The 18567-nt window shown below is 53.8% G+C and carries 15 protein-coding genes; 12 read left to right on the forward strand and 3 right to left on the reverse strand.

The window, feature by feature from the left end; all coding sequences use genetic code 11:
• The first annotated feature begins 177 nt into the window (after positions 1–177).
• The 3 genes from DYE26_RS01510 to recG are packed head-to-tail and all read left to right on the forward strand — an operon-like array spanning position 178 to position 4971.
• The gene (locus tag DYE26_RS01510; RefSeq protein WP_036621611.1) at positions 178–1947 is read left to right on the forward strand and encodes a DAK2 domain-containing protein; all 1770 of its coding nucleotides are present in this window, start codon (positions 178–180) and stop codon (positions 1945–1947) included.
• A gap of 47 nt (positions 1948–1994) precedes the next feature.
• Positions 1995–2879 carry a DegV family protein gene (locus tag DYE26_RS01515; protein ID WP_036621613.1) on the forward strand — a complete coding sequence of 295 codons (885 nt, stop codon included), beginning with the start codon at positions 1995–1997 and terminating at the stop codon, positions 2877–2879.
• A gap of 46 nt (positions 2880–2925) precedes the next feature.
• Positions 2926–4971: an ATP-dependent DNA helicase RecG gene (gene recG, locus DYE26_RS01520; protein WP_036621614.1), complete on the forward strand. Its 2046-nt coding sequence runs from the start codon at positions 2926–2928 to the stop codon at positions 4969–4971.
• A 356-nt stretch (positions 4972–5327) separates the two neighbouring features.
• Here the strand turns inward: recG and DYE26_RS01525 are convergent, their stop codons facing one another.
• The 3 genes from DYE26_RS01525 to licT form a co-directional block, all read right to left on the reverse strand.
• The gene (locus DYE26_RS01525; RefSeq protein WP_036621615.1) at positions 5328–6737 is read right to left on the reverse strand and encodes a glycoside hydrolase family 1 protein; all 1410 of its coding nucleotides are present in this window, start codon (positions 6735–6737) and stop codon (positions 5328–5330) included.
• Positions 6738–7161: 424 nt separating this feature from the next.
• Complete coding sequence (locus DYE26_RS01530; protein WP_036621617.1) at positions 7162–9051, reverse strand: beta-glucoside-specific PTS transporter subunit IIABC; 1890 nt, start codon at positions 9049–9051, stop codon at positions 7162–7164.
• A gap of 192 nt (positions 9052–9243) precedes the next feature.
• A complete protein-coding gene (gene licT, locus DYE26_RS01535; RefSeq protein ID WP_036621620.1) occupies positions 9244–10092 on the reverse strand; it encodes a BglG family transcription antiterminator LicT in 849 nt (282 codons plus the stop codon).
• 293 nt (positions 10093–10385) lie between these two features.
• Between licT and murQ the strand changes: the two genes are divergently transcribed.
• The 9 genes from murQ (at position 10386) to DYE26_RS01580 (ending at position 17851) form a co-directional block, all read left to right on the forward strand.
• Positions 10386–11291: an N-acetylmuramic acid 6-phosphate etherase gene (gene murQ / locus DYE26_RS01540; protein ID WP_036621622.1), complete on the forward strand. Its 906-nt coding sequence runs from the start codon at positions 10386–10388 to the stop codon at positions 11289–11291.
• 29 nt (positions 11292–11320) lie between these two features.
• Positions 11321–12772 (forward strand): PTS transporter subunit EIIC, encoded by a 1452-nt coding sequence (locus DYE26_RS01545; RefSeq protein ID WP_036621624.1) that lies wholly within the window; start codon positions 11321–11323, stop codon positions 12770–12772.
• Positions 12773–12870: 98 nt separating this feature from the next.
• Positions 12871–13725 (forward strand): MurR/RpiR family transcriptional regulator, encoded by an 855-nt coding sequence (locus DYE26_RS01550; protein WP_082207731.1) that lies wholly within the window; start codon positions 12871–12873, stop codon positions 13723–13725.
• A gap of 166 nt (positions 13726–13891) precedes the next feature.
• Positions 13892–14122 carry a stage VI sporulation protein F gene (locus tag DYE26_RS01555; protein WP_051985844.1) on the forward strand — a complete coding sequence of 77 codons (231 nt, stop codon included), beginning with the start codon at positions 13892–13894 and terminating at the stop codon, positions 14120–14122.
• A gap of 224 nt (positions 14123–14346) precedes the next feature.
• Positions 14347–15024: a helix-turn-helix domain-containing protein gene (locus DYE26_RS01560; RefSeq protein ID WP_051985376.1), complete on the forward strand. Its 678-nt coding sequence runs from the start codon at positions 14347–14349 to the stop codon at positions 15022–15024.
• Complete coding sequence (gene map / locus DYE26_RS01565; protein ID WP_036621630.1) at positions 14993–15739, forward strand: type I methionyl aminopeptidase; 747 nt, start codon at positions 14993–14995, stop codon at positions 15737–15739. The genes DYE26_RS01560 and map overlap by 32 nt, the downstream gene beginning before the upstream one ends.
• Before the next feature lie 48 nt (positions 15740–15787).
• On the forward strand, positions 15788–16093 hold the full coding sequence (locus DYE26_RS01570) for a hypothetical protein (protein ID WP_036621633.1): 306 nt from the start codon (positions 15788–15790) through the stop codon (positions 16091–16093).
• Between the two features lie 34 nt (positions 16094–16127).
• A complete protein-coding gene (locus tag DYE26_RS01575) occupies positions 16128–17384 on the forward strand; it encodes a DNA polymerase IV (protein WP_036621635.1) in 1257 nt (418 codons plus the stop codon).
• Entirely contained in the window at positions 17381–17851 is a 471-nt protein-coding gene (locus tag DYE26_RS01580; RefSeq protein ID WP_036621638.1) for a YhjD family protein, read from the forward strand. The genes DYE26_RS01575 and DYE26_RS01580 overlap by 4 nt, the downstream gene beginning before the upstream one ends.
• The last annotated feature ends 716 nt before the right edge of the window (positions 17852–18567 follow it).

The following is an 18567-nucleotide window of genomic DNA, read 5'->3' on the forward strand; positions in this document are numbered from 1 at the left end:
GTTTATTTCTACGTGTTCTTATAGTACAATATGGTTTAGTCCATAATAATTTCATCATCTTTTATATTATTGCTTTTTGCGAGATAGTTGGACCCGGGGCCGGCCGGATCGAGGCCGTTTTATGCGATTGCCCGCAGTCCAAGCGTACGTGGATCAAGCTAGGAAGGGGAATTCTCATTGAGTAAGCGTTCTTTAAATGGAACTGATTTTACCGCCATGGTGTTGGCCGGTGCAAAGCGGCTGTCGGAGCATGCGGAGCACGTCAATTCCCTGAACGTATTCCCGGTTCCCGACGGGGACACCGGTACGAATATGAATTTGACGATGACGGCTGGCGTAACCGAATTGCAGAATAACGGAAGCGGAGGTGTCGGCAGCAGAGCGGGAACCTTGTCCAAAGGTTTGCTCATGGGCGCCCGCGGGAACTCCGGCGTTATCTTGTCCCAGTTGTTCCGCGGTTTCAGCCGCCATGTCGCTTCGTTGGAGGAACTGAATCCGATTCAATTCGCCTCCGCCCTGCAAAGCGGCGTGGATACCGCTTATAAAGCGGTAGTGAAGCCGGTGGAGGGAACGATTTTGACGGTGGCGAAGGAAGCGGCCAAACACGCGGTTTTTTACGCGAGAAGAACTCATGATATCACGGAGCTGATGGGCGAGGTGCTGGCCAAAGCCAAGGAAGCTCTTGCCGGTACGCCGGAATTGCTGCCCGTGCTGAAACAGGTTGGCGTCGTCGATTCGGGCGGTCAAGGACTTGTGTATATTTATGAAGGATTTATGGAATGGCTGTCCGGTGAAGGCGCGGCTGAAGCCTGGCCGGGACAAGCTCCGCTTAAGCCCGCGGCTCCGGAAATCCTCCAGCCTGCTCCGGCGGCTGCGGTGCATGCGCCCGCGCCGGCCCAAGCCAAGCTGGAAACCGAGGATATCGAGTTTTTATACGATATGGAATTTTTTATCAACCGCAAGCTTGGCGGCGTGCAGGGGGCCGTTTTTGACGAGGAGAAGTTCCGGAAAGCGCTGTCGCTGAATGGGGATTCCATTATTGTGATCGCCGACGACGAGATTATTAAGGTGCATGTCCATTCCAAAACGCCGGGCGATGTGCTTAATTTGGCGCTGCAGTACGGCGAAATAACGCAGATCCATATTTTGAACATGCGGGAGCAGCATCGCGAATTGCTCACCGCGGGCATGGACGCCGCTCCGATGCCGGAGCTGTTCGCCGACATTCCGGCGGAAACGCTGCGGCCGGCGGACCCGGCCGAATTGCCGGCCGATGAGCTGGCGCCTTACGGATTTATCGCCGTCGCTTCGGGGCAAGGCATTGCCGATATTTTCACCAGCTTGGGCGTTGACGTCGTTTTGTCCGGCGGACAGACGATGAATCCGAGCACGGAGGACTTCGTGAAAGCGATCGAGTCCATTTCGGCCCAGCACGTGTTCGTGCTTCCGAACAATTCGAACATTATTTTGGCGGCGCAGCAGGCCCGCGACCTGCTTGAAGGGGAACGCAACGTCATCGTTGTTCCGAGCAAGAGCATTCCGCAGGGTATTGCGGCGGCGTTCGCTTTCCAGGAGGAAGAGAACGTAGAGGTCAACGAATCGAATATGCTGAGCGCGGTGCAGCATGTAAAAACGGGGCAGGTGACTTATGCCGTTCGCGATACGATGTTTGACGATCTGAAAATTACGGCCGGGCATTACATCGGGATTGCGGACGCGAAAATCGTAGCTACGGAAGAGGGGCTGTTGGAAACCTGCCAGGGGCTGCTGGACAAAATGCTGGCCGGCGGCGATGAAATCGTCACCGTCCTGGCGGGCGAGGAAGCCGAGGAAGAAATGACGGACCGGCTCGTGGCCTGGCTGCAAGACAAGTATCCGGATGTCGAAGTGGAGGTTCACTCCGGCGGGCAACCGATCTACTACTATCTGTTTTCGGTGGAATCCTGACGGGCGCAGGAAAGAAAGCGGACGATAGAGGAAAGGGGGAGAACCTTATGCGGCAGGCGGTTATTGTGGCCGACAGCACGGCGGATATTCCGCAGTCCATCGCTTCGGAGCTAGGCATTCATATCGTGCCGATGCGGCTGGCCTTCGGCGATCAATCTTTTGTTGAAGGCGTCGATATTACTGCGGAGGAGTTTTACGCTAAACTGACGAAGTCGCGCGAGCTGCCGACGACTTCGCAAACTTCGCCTTCCCAATATGCGGAAGTGTACCGAGGCCTGTTGGATGCCCATCCCGGCGCGCCGATCATCTCGATCCATATCTCCTCCGGCATGAGCGGTACATACCAATCGGCGCGGCTCGCCAAGGAAATGATTGAGGAGGAGCTGGGTCAAGAGTCCGGCATTACCGTTATCGACTCCCTCTGCGCATCCTACGGGTTTGGGCTGCAGGTCGTCCATGCGGCCAGGCTCGCGGGACAAGGGGCGACGGTGGAACGGATTCGCGAAGAGGTGGAGCGGCTCGGACGGGAACGCCGCCTTTATTTTCTCGTCGATACGCTGGAGTATTTGCAAAAAGGCGGCCGGATCGGCAAAGCGGCGGCGATTTTGGGAAATTTGCTCAATATCAAGCCGATTTTGTCGGTGGACCGGGAAGGCGTGATTTATGCCGTCGATAAGGCCCGGGGCCGGAAAAAGGCGCTGTCCCGCGTTATTGAGTTGTTCGTGAACGACTTCGGCGAGAGCAAGGATTTGAACGTGGCGGTGTGCGACGGCGTGAACCCGGAAGGCGCGGCGGAGATGCTGAGCCTGCTATCGCAGCATTTTACGCTGCACGAGGTTGTTCGCACGAGCATCGGCGCCGTGGTGGGGACGCATGTGGGGCCCGGCATTTTGGCCGTGTTTATGTGGCCGGCTTCCGGGGCCGGCGAGTAGTTTCCGCTTTAAGGTTCAATGGGTGTGTAAAGCGAGGGATTTCAATATGGATTTGCATGAAATTCCCGTGAGGCAAGTCAGCGGCGTGAGCGCTCTTAAACAGGAGGAGCTTCACGCCTTTGGCATCTTTACGGTGAATGATTTGATCGAATATTATCCGTTCCGGTACGAGGATTACCGCCTCCGCTCCCTGACGGAAGTGAAGGACGGGGACAGAGTGACGGTGCAGGCGAAGATCATGGGCGTCCCCGTTCTGCAGCGGTATGGCCGCAAATCGCGGTTAACCTGCAAAATGGTCGCTGAGGACTGGATGTTTACGGCGACCTGGTTCAACCGTCATTTTTTGCGGGATCAGCTGACGAGCGGCCGGGAGATCATTTTGACGGGAAAATGGGATATGCGCCGCAGCCAATTGACCGTATCGGAATCGGAGTTTCCGGATCGCGGGACGCTGCGCAGCGGCAGCCTGCAGCCGGTGTATTCGGTCGGCGGAAAAATTACGCAGGCATGGATTCGCAAGACGATCGGGCAGGCGCTGCTGCAGTACGGGGAGATGATTCCGGAAATTTTGCCGCAGGAGCTGCTGCGCAAGTACGGCCACATGTCCCGCAAGTTTGCGATTCAGCGCATTCACCAGCCGCAGGACAACGAAGAGGGACAGCAGGCCCGCCGCCGCATGGTGTACGAGGAGCTGTTTTTGTTTCAGCTGAAGCTGCAGGCGTACCGGGCGATGAACCACGAGCGGATGGACGGCGTGGCGCATACCGTGGACAACGCCACGGTGCGGGAGTTCGTGCGCAGCTTGCCGTTTGAGCTGACCGACGCGCAGAAGAAGGTGGAGCTGGAAATTTTGCGCGACATGCGTTCCCCGTACTGCATGAACCGGCTGCTTCAGGGGGACGTCGGCTCGGGCAAAACGGTCATCGCGGCGATCGCTTTATTCGCGGCGGTGAAATCGGGCCACCAGGGAGCCTTTATGGTTCCGACCGAAATTTTGGCGGAGCAGCATATGCGTTCCTTGACGAAGCTGTTTGAACCGTTCGGCATTACGGTCGGGCTTCTGACCGGCAGCTTGACGGGCCGCAAGCGCAAGGATCTGCTGGCTTCGCTGCAGATGGGGCTGGTCGAAATCGTCGTCGGCACGCACGCGCTGATTCAGGAGGACGTGTTTTTCCGCTCGCTCAGCCTCGTCGTCACCGACGAGCAGCACCGTTTTGGCGTCAACCAGCGCAGCATTTTGCGGCGCAAAGGCTTTAATCCCGATGTGCTGACGATGACGGCGACGCCGATCCCGCGCACGCTGGCGATCACCGCCTTCGGCGACATGGACGTTTCGACCTTGTCGGAGCGGCCGAAAGGGCGCAAGCCGATCTCCACGTATTGGGTCAAACACGAGATGATGGACCGCGTGCTCGGTTTTATTTCCCGGGAAGTATTGCAAGGCCGGCAGGCTTACGTCATCTGCCCGCTCATCGAAGAATCGGACAAGCTCGACGTGCAGAATGCCATCGATTTGTACGTGGCGATGCAGCAGGCATTCCCGGACTTCCGGGTCGGCCTGCTGCACGGGCGGATGACGGCGGCCGAAAAGGACGAGGTAATGCGGGCGTTTTACGACAACGAGGTCCAGCTATTGGTGTCGACGACCGTGGTCGAGGTCGGTGTCGATGTGCCCAATGCGACGCTGATGATCGTGATGGACGCCGACCGGTTTGGCCTGTCGCAGCTGCACCAGCTGCGCGGGCGGGTGGGCCGGGGCGAGCACGCGTCGTATTGCGTGCTCATCGCCGATCCGAAGTCGGAGGTCGGTCAGGAACGGATGAAGGTCATGACCGATACGGACGACGGCTTCGAAGTGGCCCGGCGGGACCTGGAGCTGCGCGGTCCCGGGGATTTTTTCGGCACCAAGCAAAGCGGGGTGCCGGATTTCCGCATCGCGGACATGGTCAGCGATTATGCGGTGCTGGAGGCGGCGCGGGACGACGCCGCCCGGCTGGTGGCCGACGCGTCCTTCTGGACGTCGCCGGAATACGGGGCGCTACGGGATTATTTGCGGCGGGAGCAGGTTTTCCAGGGCGAGCTGATCGATTAGCCGCCGCCGTATCTTTTTTCAGAATGCGGAAGGGAGCAGGCTCCCTATTGTGGAGGTCTGTGGAAATAACGGCAAAAAAGGGCTCTATTTATGGGAAGAAAGAGGTTTATCCTAAATAAAGGAAATTTTCACTGCTATTTTTGGAGAATGCAGGCAAAATGGTGCTTTTTTCAGGCATGGCGAGAAAATAAGACCAAAAAGTTCCTCTATTATGCGAGCGAGGGGCTAAATTCCGGAAATAACGCCACTATTTACCGCTATTTCTGGGAAGGTAGGCGTGGCGTTCGTTCCCATGAGCCCCGTTGGAGTTCTCCCTAAAAAACCGCCCGGCAAATCACCAGGCGGTTTTTTAAAATTCAACGAATTTCCCCATTACTTTGAATCAGTTGCTGATACCAGTAAAAGCTTTGCTTTCGGATTCTGCGCAGTTCTTTGAGATCGAACTCGTCGCGATCCACATAAATAAATCCGTAACGTTTGCTCGATCCCTGATGAGTGCTTACGAGATCGATCGCCGACCAAGGACAGAAACCGAAAACGTCTACGCCGTCGGTAATGGCCAATTGAATTTGCTCGATATGCTTTCTGAAAAAATCGATGCGATAGGGGTCTTGAACCACATCGTTGTCCTCCAGTTTGTCGAAGGCGCCCAAGCCATTTTCCGTGACAATCAACGGCAGACGGTAACGGGAATAGATTTGCCGGAGCGTGGTTCTAAAACCTACGGGATCGATCTCCCAGCCGAATTCCGTCTTCTGCAAATGAGGATTGACCGAACCTCTGTAAGCTCCCGGCTCGCCGACGATTTCATGCTGGTCGCCCGTATGCGAAAAGTCGTTTCCGTCATTTTTGCTTTCGCCGACCGTTTGCGAGGTATAGTAATTAAAGGCGATAAAATCCGGGCGGCCCTGTTTTAAAATCTCCATATCGCCGTCTGCAATCACCGGTTCATATCCTTTTTCGAGCAAGTAACTCCAGGCGATATGATTATAGGTTCCGAACACCGCCATGTCCAGATAAAGCCAATTGCGGATTGCCGCATAATTGTCGGCCGCCAGTACATCTTCCGGACTTGAGCTGGCCGGGTAAATGGCCCCGATATTGGGCGCTGGACCAATCTTGGCGTCAGGCAGCATGTGATGGCACAATGCCATCGCTTTGGCTTGGGCCACCAGCATATGATGATTTTGCTGGTACAGCTCCTTCTGCGGATTTTCCAGTTGTTCATTCAGCGTTCCGATCGAACCGGGATGAAGGATCAGCATGTTTTGTTCATTGATGGTCAGCCAATATTTTACCCGGTTTCCGAAATGCTCGAACAAAGTTTTGGCGTATTGTTCGAACGCGGCGATCGTTTCGCGGTTGGACCAGCCGCCCTTAGCTTCCAGCGCATAAGGCAAATCGAAATGATACATGGTCACAATCGGCTCGATCCCATACTTGATCAGTTCATCGATCAGGGAACTGTAGAATTCGATCCCCTTCATATTCAGCTTTCCCGAGCCTTCCGGGTAAATCCGCGTCCAAGCGATGGAGAACCGGTACGCTTTAAAGCCCATTTCGGCCATTAAAGCTGCGTCTTCTTTGTATCTATGATAATGATCGCTCGCTACTTTAAAATCCGTAACTCCTACGACATGATTCGCCAGGTCCACGACGGACGGGCCTTTTCCGTCTTCGTTCCACGCCCCCTCGAATTGATAAGCCGAGGTGGAGCCTCCCCACAGGAAGTTTTCGGGAAATGGTTTCAGATGTTGGTGCAGCATGATTTGATTCCTCCAGTTTAATAAATTTATAGAGATAGTTCAAAAAGTCGTCTTTTGAAGATTTAAGAATGAATAGTCACCGAAGCATGTCTTCCTTAAATCGCAAGAAAAACTTCAGTTTAGGGCGGTATGTCTTCTTTGATTGTTCGTCGATAGCGTTTTTCTTATCACGAAGCAGGTCAGGAAGCGGATCGGGCGTCGAATCTTGAATTCAGCCTGGCCTTAGCAACTGCTTGGCGAAGCATGTTTCCTACGGAAACATTTCCGCTGCTCACGCACCCCAAACGTACGCTCCGCTCCTGACGTCCCTAACTTCATCCGACCTACAGCGTTTTGAAAAAACGCACTTCGGAAGCATACGCTTCGGTGCTGATAACCTGGCTTTTTGAACTCGCATTTAAATTTTTGAACTCCCATTTGAAATTTAAATCAGGGTCAACAACACATCGTTTTTCTCAATCTTCTCCTGGTCGGTCTCGAAAATTTCAACCTCTCGTTCCGTCAGGGTGACGATCACCGGCGTTACGGTCTGGTATCCGGCCGCCTGAATCTGCTCCAGATCAAATTCAATCAGAACGTCCCCTTGCTTCACCGCGTCCCCCTCTTTAACCGCGGGTTTAAAGTACTTCCCTTTGAGAGACACCGTATTTATGCCGATGTGGATCAGGATGTCCGTCCCTGCGGCCGAGGTCAACCCGAGCGCATGACCGGTCGGGAACAGGGAGGTAACCACTCCATCCATCGGCGCGACTACGATCCCCTCGCTGGGCAGGACAGCCAAGCCTTTGCCCATCGCTCCGGAAGAGAAAGCCTCATCGTCAACCGCGCTAAGCGGAACGACTTTGCCGGTCAGCGGGCTGTGAACCTGCTCTTTCTTAATGCTTATGGCAGCGGATTCGGCATGCTTTTCCGGCTGAACCGTTTGCGGTCCGGATTCCGCTTGCACTACGGACTCAGCTTCCGCCGTCTTCGCCTTGCCTTTGCTCTCATACCCAAAGATCAAGGTCAGCAGCAAGCCGATGCCCATGGACAGGATCATCGATATGACAAAGATGCCTGATGGCTTCTCGACCGGAATGGAAAAGATGTTATGGAATACATAAGCCGTATATTTAACGCCAAAGTGGCCGTTAACCGCTCCGCCGATCGCGCCGGCAATAATGACGATGGGAATGACTCTCTTGTAGCGGAGGATAAGCCCGTATACGATCGGCTCGGTTACCCCGGCCAGCAGGCCCGTGACGGCGGAAGAGCCGGATATGGATCTTAGCGCTTTATCCTTTTTGGCCTTAAGGAAAATGCCGAGCGCAACCCCGATCTGGGCGAACACGGCCGCGGCGGCCATGGCCTCGATCGGATCGCCGCCGTTGTTGATGTTTTGCAGCGTGATCGGCGTAAAGCCCCAATGCAAGCCGAGCACGACCATAAAGGTCATACCTCCGCCAAGCACCATGCCCGAGAGTATGCCGCTAACGTTAATCAGCCAAGTGACTCCCGCGGCGATCCAATCCCCGACGCTTGTCCCCAAGGGGCCAAAAGCGATGGCCGACAACGGCACCATGATCATGAGCGACAGCATTGGCACCAGGAAAACCTGCAGGTCCTTAAGAATGATCTTTTTCAGGAACCGGTCCAAAACGGCATATATGCTGATGGCGATAAAAATCGGGAACACGCTGGACGAATAATTCATCAGGACAACCGGAATTCCCAGGAAAGAACCGTCGGTTCCTTTGTCCATCAAGCCCGTAAAGCTGGGCTCCATCAGCGCTGCTCCGATGGTTCCGGCAACGTACGGATTGGTTTTGAGCTTGATTCCGAGCGTAACGCCGAGGAATATAGGCAAAAAGTAGAACACGGCATTCCCGGCGGCGGACAGGATCATGTAAGTATCGCTGGTGTCGGACATCCAGCCGGCCATGGTTAACACCGTAAGAAGCGCCTTCAGCATCCCGGAGCCGGCCATTGCCGGAATAAGCGGCGAGAAGCTGCCCGAGATCACTTCAAAAACTTTGGACACAGCCGATACCTTCTGGCCGCTTGCCGAATTCTCCGCGGCTTTATTTAGAAAGCTGGTGCTTTTGGCGATTTCGGCGTACACATTAGCGACATGGCTGCCGACAACGACCTGGAACTGACCGCCGCTTTCCACGACGGTGATCACACCTTCATGCTTTTCCAAAGTTTCCCTTTCGGCTTTTTTGGAATCCTTTAAACTAAAGCGAAGTCTTGTCGCGCAATGGACGAGATCGTTAATGTTTTCCTCGCCGCCGACCAGACGAACAATGTCGTCGGCCAACTTCTTGTTGTCCATATGTCATTCTCCTTTGCCTGCACATGTTTTGGGCATAAAAAAATACCTAAACGAAAGGCCCGCGGGATCACCGGAGTGATCATATGCCATTCGTTTAGGTATCGCCTGTTTTACCAGTAACAATCCTTAAATTTAAGTTGTAAGATTACTATAAACCAATCCGTAACCGTTTGCAACCCGTTTATGATTTTTTTAAACCTCGCTGCGGGAGGTTACCCGCTGAATATGAATCGTCAAATACACTTTTTCATCAATCGACATCGCGTTTTCATAATTTTGTTCCAGATAGCGGTTGATTAAATTCATGCATTCGAATGCCTTGGGATACTTTATCTTAATTTGCTCGTAGAGAAAATTGTCTCCCGCCGCGGAACGCTCCTGCTCGCCGCTCAGCATTCTTTGCGCAAAGTATTGAATATGGGTAATAAAACGGGAGTAATTAAACGATTTTTCATCCAGCTCCAAATTATAGAACCGGGCGACGATGTCGACGATTTCGCTCATCACCTTCGTAATCTCGGCCGTCCGCTGCATGCCCTGACCGTCTTGTCTGGCATTCACGAAATGCATGGCGATAAAGCTGGCCTCGTCCTCGTCCATCTCGATATCAAAATGCTTTTTGATCAACTGAAGCGCATTCAAGCCGATCGAAAATTCCTTAGGGTAAAACTTTTTGATCTGCCAAAACAGTGCGTTTTTCAGATTCATGGCGTTTTTATATCGGGATACCGCAAAATGAATATGGTCGATCAGCGTGATGTAAATATTATCGTTGAATATATTTCCCATCTCCGCCTTGGCGCAGCTTACGATATCGTCGGCCAGAGAGAAATAGTCCGCCGATGTTTCACCGATCAGATCGATTAACTTTTGCGGAACTTTATCCGGTTTGAGAATAAACGTTTTTTCGATCTTTTCCTCATCCACTGTTTGCCCCGGCTTTTTCTTAAAGCCCAGACCGTTGCCGATCACCACAAACTCATGACCGACCTGGTCCTCAGCCCGAATCACGTTGTTGTTAAAGATTTGGCGGATAATCATGATAGAACCGTTCGCCCCTTTTGATAAAATCCATGCATGTAGAACATCGTTTTCATCCAGCTCAATTTTTTATAACCTACGATATCACATTCCTTTCGGAGAAGACAATATGGGGATTATTGCAGAAATTAAGGGAATCAGGCTGGTTGGCAGGGGATTAGCGCAAATGATATTTGTCTTGAAATTTTATTTCACATAACAATAATATTATTGAAATATTGTATTAGATGAATTATAATTGAATCGTAAACGGTTACACAGGTTGAATCTTATACATCAAAGGGGAGTTTCACATGCTGGAAAATCTGACAACCGAGACAAGAAACGAACGCACGATGCGCCTGGATGAAATGAGCGTGATCGAGCTGCTGACGGTGATGAACGAAGAGGATGCGAAGGTGGCCGGGGCGGTTAAGGAAGCGATTCCGCAGATCGCGAAGGCGGTCGCGGCCATTACGGATGCGCTGCGGCGCGGGGGCCGACTGATCTATATGGGCGCCGGAACGAGCGGGCGGATCGGGCTGCTTGACGCGGTGGAATGCCCGCCCACGTTCGGCACTTCCCCGGATCAGGTAGTCGGGCTTATCGCCGGCGGAAGCAACGCTTTTATCAAAGCGGTGGAGGGGGCTGAAGACCGGGCCGAGCTAGGGCGCGCCGATTTAGAGAACCTTAACCTCACCGCAAATGACGCGGTCGTCGGATTGGCCGCCAGCGGCCGGACGCCTTATGTGCTCGGCGGGCTGGAATACGCGAAAGCGGCCGGCGCCGCGACGATCGGCATCAGCTGCAACAAGAACGCGGCGCTCAGCGAAAAAGCCGATATCGCCATCGAGATTGAGAACGGTCCCGAAGTGTTGACCGGGTCGACGCGGCTAAAGGCGGGAACGTCGCAGAAGCTGGTTTGCAATATGCTGTCGACGGCTTCGATGATCGGTTTGGGCAAGGTTTACGGCAATTTGATGGTCGACGTGCAGCCGACCAACGAAAAGCTGGCCGAGCGGGCCAAACGGATCGTGATGGAGGCGACTTCCTGCGATGCGCAAACCGCCGAGGACGCCTTGCGCGAAGCCGGACGGAAGCCCAAGCCGGCCATCCTGATGATCCTGACGGGATGCACGTACGCGGAAGCGCTGGAAAAATTGGAGCAGAGCCGGGGGTTTATCGGCAAGGCCGTGAAAAAAGCTTCTAAACCAGAATAATACCAACAACAGGTAAGGAGGGCTAACCGATGAGTAAATTTGCAGGCATGGCAGAACGTATTTTGGAATCCATCGGCGGTTCCGGCAATGTGGAGCAATTTACGAACTGCATGACCCGGCTGCGCGTTTCGGTCGTGGACCACGGCCGGATCGACGAGGCCGGATTGAAACAAATCGACGGGGTGCTCGGCGTGGTCGACGACGAGACCTATCAAATTATCCTCGGACCGGGCGTGGTCAATAAGGTTGCGGAGGAGTTCGGCAAACTTCTGCAAGCCGGGGGAGGGGGCGAAGCGGGTTCCCCTTCGGGCGGCAAGGCGGCCCCCCTGCGGGAAGGCGCCGACATAAAGGCGGAGCTCAAGCAGAAAAACAACACGCCGTTCAAAAACTTTTTGCGGAAAATCGGCAATATTTTTATTCCATTGATTCCGGCCCTGGTCGGCGCGGGGATTATCAACGGGATCGCCGGCTTGATGAACAACCTGATCACCTCCGGCAACGGCGCGGCCTGGCTCGTTACCCTGCAGCCGATTATAGGCGTTATCGGCTCGGCGTTCTTCGGGTATCTGACGATCTTTGCCGGGGTTAACGCGGCCAAAGAATTCGGCGGCACGCCTGCGCTAGGCGGCGCGGTGGCCGCGATTATCGTCGCGCCGGCGGTGGCGAATATTTCATATACGTACCCCTTCTTCGGCGAAATCAAGCTGAACGCGGGGCAGGGCGGGATTATCGGGGCGATTTTGGCGGCGGGGCTGATTTCGCTGCTGGAAAAATGGATCCGCAAACGGATGCCCGCGGCGATCGATATCATCGTCACTCCGACCATTTCACTGCTTATCGTCGGCCTGATCACGGTGTTCTTCCTGATGCCGGTCAGCGGCATCATCTCGCAGGGCATCGGGCAGGCAACGACCTGGCTGTTGGCGCACGGCGGACCGCTTTCCGGATTTGTTCTGGCGTCGCTGTTCCTGCCGCTTGTTATGTTCGGCCTGCATCAGGCGCTGATCCCGATTCACGCCGAGCTCATTTCTCAGGTCGGATATACGGCGCTGCTGCCGATTCTGGCCATGGCGGGAGCGGGACAGGTCGGATCGGCGATCGCCATCTACATCAAACTGAAAGCTAACGCGCGGCTGCGCAATATGATCAAAGGGGCGCTGCCGGTCGGTTTCCTCGGCATCGGCGAGCCGCTCATTTACGGGGTCAGCCTCCCCTTGGGCCGGCCGTTTGTAACCGCCTGCCTCGGCGGCGGTTTCGGCGGCGCCTTGCTCGGGTTGTTTGCGATGACGGGAAATTTCGTCGGTTCGGTGGCGATCGGTCCTTCCGGTCTGGTGCTCATCCCGCTGATTCAAGGCCCGATGGGAATCGGCATGACGATCCTCGGTTATCTGGCCGGGCTGATCCTTTCTTACATTGCCGGTTTCCTGCTCACTTATTTCTTCGGTTTTACAAAGCAGATGCTTCTGGAGCATAATAGATAATAGGAGCAACCAGAAAGAAACGTTGGCGGATCTTTGCCGGGCCGCCGCGTTTCTTTTGCGTTAAAGAACGCGGACGGGAAAACGAAAGGGGCGGACAAGTGACGACAGGAAGCATTCTTACGCAAATGGAAGCGGTGCTGGGGCAGTTGCCCGATTCGGAAAGAAAGGCGGCGCAATATATTTTGGCCGAATCGGCGGAAGTTTCCGGTTTGAGCATCCATGCGTTGGCCGATAAAGCGGGGACCAGCGCGGCGGCAATTACCCGGCTATGCCGTTCGCTCGGCCTCACCGGATTTCCCGATTTGAAAATACGGCTGTCCGTGGACAACGCCAAAACGCAAAAGCCCGGGTATTACGATATTGAGCAGGGCGAAACGGTTCAAAACATTATTCAAAAAACGGTCTCCAACAGTGTCCAAGCGATTCAAGACACGATGCTTCACTTGCAGCCGCAGCTGATCGAACAGGTGGTGGAGAGCTTCCGGAAAGCTCCCGTCATCCATATGTACGGCGTTGGAGCTTCGGCCATCGTAGCGGCGGATGCGGCGCAAAAATGGCTGCGGCTCGGCAAGCAGGCGTTTGCTCTTCAGGACGAGCATCTGATTGCCGCGGCGCTGGCCAGCGCTCCGCCGGGCGCCTTGTTTATGGGCGTTTCGTACAGCGGCAACACCAAGGAAGTGCTGCAATTGTTCCGGGTTGCCCAAAAGTACGGAGTGCGCACCATCGGCTTGTCCCGTTTCGGCAATCATAAAGTTTCCGAGCTGGCCGATTTGATGCTGTATACGCCGCAGGCCCCGGAAGCGACGCTGCGCAGCGGGGCTTCCGGCTCCCGGCTGGCCCAGCTCGTGATGATCGACATTTTGTTTTTTGCGTACGCTTCAACGCAATATGAGGAGACGATCGTCCGATTGGGACAAACCCACGAAGCGACGGCGTTTCTTAAACAAAGCTGAACAGCCGGCTGGGCCCCGTTTACTTTTTCTGAACTATGTACAGCCTATTCGTCATATATTAGGGTTGAAGTCCGGAATTGACGGGACAGGAGGTGCTAGTCAAACGGTGCCCAGTTATCATCAATATGGAATCAGTCCGCAGCTTGTGGAGCGGGTAAAATTGAAAATGAAAAATCCGGCGATCAAGGATCGGATCAAGCAGATGGTCGACGGCCTTACCCGGGCGGATTTGCAGGATCGTCCCAAGGTGCGCAGGCTCGTCCGAACGGCCGCCTCCGTGCTTGGCGAACGGCTGAGCGGCACGCAGGAGGAACAAATCGTGCAGTTCGTCATCGACCAAAAAATCGATCCGCGCAATACGCTTCACCTGCTTCGGCTGTGGGGGATGTTCCGGTAGGCGCGGAAACGTTCATCGGTAGGTGAAATAGACAGAAATGACAGCGAATTCGTATGCCAGGGCCCTGGAATGGTTTGTACCGGTACCGGGGCCTTCTTTTTCTGCCGTGCTCCGGTCGGACTCCCTTGCAATTTGCTTGCCATTGTTTTATATTGACATGAGAGTAGGTCAAAACAAAAATGGGAACGATATCTAAACAATGAGAGGAGGCTGCGAGTTTAGTTATGACCCCGCGGACGAAAGAACAAAATGAAGAGATCCGGCTGCGCCGCCTGGTGCAAATCCGCAAAGCGGCGGCCGATGTTTTTTTGGATAAAGGGATGGCTCTGGAAATTCGCGATGTCGCCGCGCAGGCCGGACTCGGCTACGGGACGGTATATCATTACTACAGCAACAAAGGGGATCTACTGCACGATGTGCTGTGGGTGGCGATGGAGCGGGCCGGGGCCTGGCTTATGGAACCGGATGGCGGGCGTTTAAGCGCCCAGGTTGTCCGTCTGATTGAGGAGTGGGCGGATGATCATGGCTTGTACCTGCTCTACAAGCTCGCCGGGGACGGCTTTCGCCTTCTCCCCGAGGCCCGGGCGGTACCGCTGGCGGACTGCTTTCGGCGGGAGGTGCTGCTCCCGTTTGCCGCCGCGCTTGGGATGGAACCGGGCGGGGCGGGCGAACCGGGCGAGCCGCCCGGCAGCGGCCGGGTTGTCCCTGGCCGGTGGCCTTTTGGCCGAAAAATCCCGGAGGAGCTAATGCGGCGGGCGGAAATGCTGCTGGCCGCGCTGGCCGGCTGCGCCTCGCTCCCGCTTCGCCGGGGAACGCTGCGCCAGGATGCGGAACATATTGTGCAGATCGTCCATTTGAGGAGTGAAAAAAATGATTATTTTGAAATCGCCGAGAGAAATTGAAGAAATGAAGCCCGCGAACCAAATCGTAGCCGAGTGCCACCGCGAGGTGGCGAAGCTGATTCAGCCGGGCATCACGACGCAGGAAATCAATGATTTTGTCGCTAGACATATCGTCAAATTGGGCGGCAAGCAGTTTACGAAAGGTTATAACGGCTTCCCCGCGGAAACATGTGCCTCGGTCAACGACGTGGTGGCGCACGGCTTTCCTTCGAACCGCCCGCTGCAGGACGGGGATCTGCTTAAGCTGGATATTGTGGTGGAATACGACGGCTGGTTCGGCGATTCGTGCTGGTGTTACGCCGTAGGCGAGATCAGCCCGGAAGCCGGGAAGCTGATGAAGGTTACGAAGGAATGCATGGAGCTCGGGATTGCTCAAGCGCTTCCCGGCAACCGTCTCGGCGACGTGACTTCGGCGATCCAGAAGCACGCGGAAGAAGGCGGGTTTTCGGTCGTGCGCGATCTGCTGGGGCACGGTGTCGGCCGGAGCCTGCATGAAGAGCCGAACTACGAGCATATCGGCGTTGCCGGCAAGGGCATCCGTCTCAAGGAAGGCATGGTGTTTACGGTGGAGCCGATGATCAATGAAGGCACGTTCCGCATTATGATCGATGACGACGGGTGGACGGCGCGCACGGCCGACGGCAAGCTGTCGGCTCAGTTTGAACACACGATCGCGGTTACGGCGGATGGACCGCTTATTTTAACCGCCCAATAAAAGTCGTCTTACCCGACTTGTTGAACTCAAACTTAGAGCAGCCCGAAAATGGGAAACGAAGCTGCTTCCAAAATGCCTGAAAGGCTTTTGGGAGCGGCTTTTTTTTTGCGCCGGCCGGTCTGCCAAATTATCCAGCATAAACCTGTTGATGGAACGAATATTTGTTCGTATTATGAATATAATAAGAACAAACGTTCTTGTTGGAAAATGCATGAAGGTGTTCGAGGAGCGGCGGACGGATCCGGGCATCGAGGCGCGTTATTTGTGCCGGGGGACACTTGCGAATTTTCCATGCTTCGGGGCATGGTGAAAGCTGAAATCAGGCAGCGCCTCTACAGCTATCTGGGGAATTGACATGACGAAAGAGGGGATGTTCTCGTGAAACCTTATGCCTGAACGGACGATTTTTCTGGTCGACGGCCAATCATTCTACGCTTCTATCGAAAAGGCTGCTCATCCGGAGCTAAAAGATAAACCGGTAGCCGTAGGCGATCCTGCGCGCCGGTCAGGCATCATTCTCGCAGCCTGCCCGGTTGCCAAGTCGCGTGGGGTGACGACGGCTGAAAGGGTAGGTGAGGCGCTGGCAAAATGCCCGGATTTAAAGGTCATTCGGCCGAGAATGCAGACCTACATCACCATATCCTTATTGATTACCGAGATCTTCGAGTCGTTTACCGATCAAGTTGAACCTTACAGCATTGACGAACAATTTCTCGATGTTACCGGCTCAACTGCCTGTTTTGGTCCTCCGGCAGAAATTGCAAAACAAATCCAATCCCGCGTGCTGTTGTCGACGGGAGTTTGGACGCGCTGCGGAATCGGACCAACAAAAGTATTAGCCAAGATGGCCACGGATAATTTCGCGAAAAAAAGACCTGAAGGGATCTTCAGACTTGGCTTTGACAATATTGAATCTACGTTGTGGCCGCTGCCCGTACACCAAATGTTTATGGTGGCTTCGAGGATGTCCCGCCACTTTATGAGAATGGGATTAAATACGATTGGCGACATAGCACGGTTGGAATTGTCCGAATTCAAACGGCGCATGCGCCGGGAGATGGGAAAGCAAAGCGATATTCAAGCGGAGTACTATTGGCAGACGGCGAGGGGCATCGATCCTAGCCCGGTCGTGCCGAGTATTCGTAACCAATTGAAATCGATTAGCCATGGCAAGGCACTGCGAAGCAGCCTTTATCGAAAGCTTGAAGATATTGAGGTTGTCCTTTTGGAGCTGGTCATAGAGGTCTGCCGGCGCAGCCGGAGGCACGGATACATGGGCCAGGTGGTGACAGTGAGTGCGGCGGAGACTGACGGAGAGCGGTCTACAGGGTTTAGCCGGCAGGTAACACTGCAGCAACCTACGTCGCTTTCTCATGAAGTAGCGGCGGCAGCGCTGGGAATTTTTCATAAATATTGGAATGGTATGCCCGTAAGTCACCTGCATATTTCGCTCACTCAGTTGGTGGACGATAGCGTCTATCAGCTTACGTTATTCGAGGACCGGGAGAAAGCTTACGGTTTGGAAAGAGCGACTGATGAAATTAAAGATCGATTCGGCAGCGCCGCTATTATGCGGGCATCCTCTTTATTATCGGCCGGAGTAGCACGAGAACGAGCGGAACAGATAGGAGGTCATTACAAATGAGCAAACTGGACGGTAATGAGCGGTGGAAATCAAAGATGCTGCTCACCGAGCATCAAGAGCAATATGAAAGCCGAAATGATCCCAAAAAGACGTCTCGGCCCACAACAGAGGAGCTCAGTATGATCCGCGACTATATCTTGCTGCCTTACATGCTTACGATGGTGCAAAAGAGCGTAGATGACATTGAGCGCAGCCCTAACCTTCTAAAACAGCTTTATCTGGCAGCCGGCCAAGCGGTCATAAACAAAATAAGCAAAGACATGTATGATCTAAGGCGTGAATTGACCAAACGCAACATAAAGATCATCAGTGACGAACATGCGGATGTGGTCGTTTATCACCGTTTTCTGTGTCGAGGATACGAGGATCGTTTTGGGATGACCCGCGATGTTATGCGTTCGGAAATCAGCGTCCAGTTGAAAAAATATATTAAAGAAATCGTTGGCCGAATAGCAAATGAAAAATAACCCTCTTATTTTCGTGCAGCATTGATGAACGGGGCAATGAATGGCGTGTGCGGCCAAAGGCTGTACCGCCATTATTGTCATCATGGCGCAGAAACTCTAATGTGCTGAAAATATCCAATCAAGCCGCTTTATTTACCATTAAATTCATATTTTTATTTAATATTACTAATTTGAATGGCGCTTAAAGCTGAAAACTTGCCCCAAAATATGCGAAAAAACAATTGAAAGCGTTTTATTTATTGAGGTTTTGTCCAGAAAATCCCCCCCGAAAAAGCCCCGCCTTTAGGAAATAAGTCGCCAACCAAGGACTTCGTACATGACGGAGTTTCGCTTCCGGGAAACACGAAAAAGCGCTAGGCCTAGCCTGGGACCAGGGAAGCTTTTTTTGACGTGGTTTGTAACTTTCTGAAATCGCAAAAAACCGCGTGATTACGCGATTTTTAAATATGACTTTGGTATCAATTTTGTAACCATTATGGAAAATGGTGTAAAATTCCAGCGAAACTTAGCAATTTTTTGCGCGTCTATTATTGACGGAATCGTCCGGCAGGGAAAATGGAGGGGGCCAACCGCACCCCGGAATACGGGCCCAGACGGGCCTATAAAGTAAAATACTTCCATCAGCCTAGTTACATGATAGGTCAACTTGGTTAATGATAGAAGTACTTTGAGACATGGAGGTGTGGAAGGCCATACTGTTCGTCACCTGCATAGAA

Origin of the sequence: Paenibacillus macerans, from assembly GCF_900454495.1 — a bacterium.
Lineage (GTDB): Bacteria > Bacillota > Bacilli > Paenibacillales > Paenibacillaceae > Fontibacillus > Fontibacillus macerans.

Excerpts from the sequence above, each read along its gene's own strand:
- DYE26_RS01515 (WP_036621613.1), top strand. The coding sequence starts at position 1,995 with ATGCGGCAGGCGGTTATTGTGGCCGACAGCACGGCGGATATTCCGCAG.
- recG (WP_036621614.1), top strand. The coding sequence starts at position 2,926 with ATGGATTTGCATGAAATTCCCGTGAGGCAAGTCAGCGGCGTGAGCGCT.
- DYE26_RS01525 (WP_036621615.1), bottom strand. The coding sequence starts at position 6,737 with ATGCTGCACCAACATCTGAAACCATTTCCCGAAAACTTCCTGTGGGGA.
- DYE26_RS01530 (WP_036621617.1), bottom strand. The coding sequence starts at position 9,051 with ATGGACAACAAGAAGTTGGCCGACGACATTGTTCGTCTGGTCGGCGGC.
- licT (WP_036621620.1), bottom strand. The coding sequence starts at position 10,092 with ATGATTATCCGCCAAATCTTTAACAACAACGTGATTCGGGCTGAGGAC.
- murQ (WP_036621622.1), top strand. The coding sequence starts at position 10,386 with ATGCTGGAAAATCTGACAACCGAGACAAGAAACGAACGCACGATGCGC.
- DYE26_RS01545 (WP_036621624.1), top strand. The coding sequence starts at position 11,321 with ATGAGTAAATTTGCAGGCATGGCAGAACGTATTTTGGAATCCATCGGC.
- DYE26_RS01555 (WP_051985844.1), top strand. The coding sequence starts at position 13,892 with ATGAAAAATCCGGCGATCAAGGATCGGATCAAGCAGATGGTCGACGGC.
- DYE26_RS01560 (WP_051985376.1), top strand. The coding sequence starts at position 14,347 with ATGACCCCGCGGACGAAAGAACAAAATGAAGAGATCCGGCTGCGCCGC.
- map (WP_036621630.1), top strand. The coding sequence starts at position 14,993 with ATGATTATTTTGAAATCGCCGAGAGAAATTGAAGAAATGAAGCCCGCG.
- DYE26_RS01570 (WP_036621633.1), top strand. The coding sequence starts at position 15,788 with ATGGGAAACGAAGCTGCTTCCAAAATGCCTGAAAGGCTTTTGGGAGCG.
- DYE26_RS01575 (WP_036621635.1), top strand. The coding sequence starts at position 16,128 with ATGCCTGAACGGACGATTTTTCTGGTCGACGGCCAATCATTCTACGCT.
- DYE26_RS01580 (WP_036621638.1), top strand. The coding sequence starts at position 17,381 with ATGAGCAAACTGGACGGTAATGAGCGGTGGAAATCAAAGATGCTGCTC.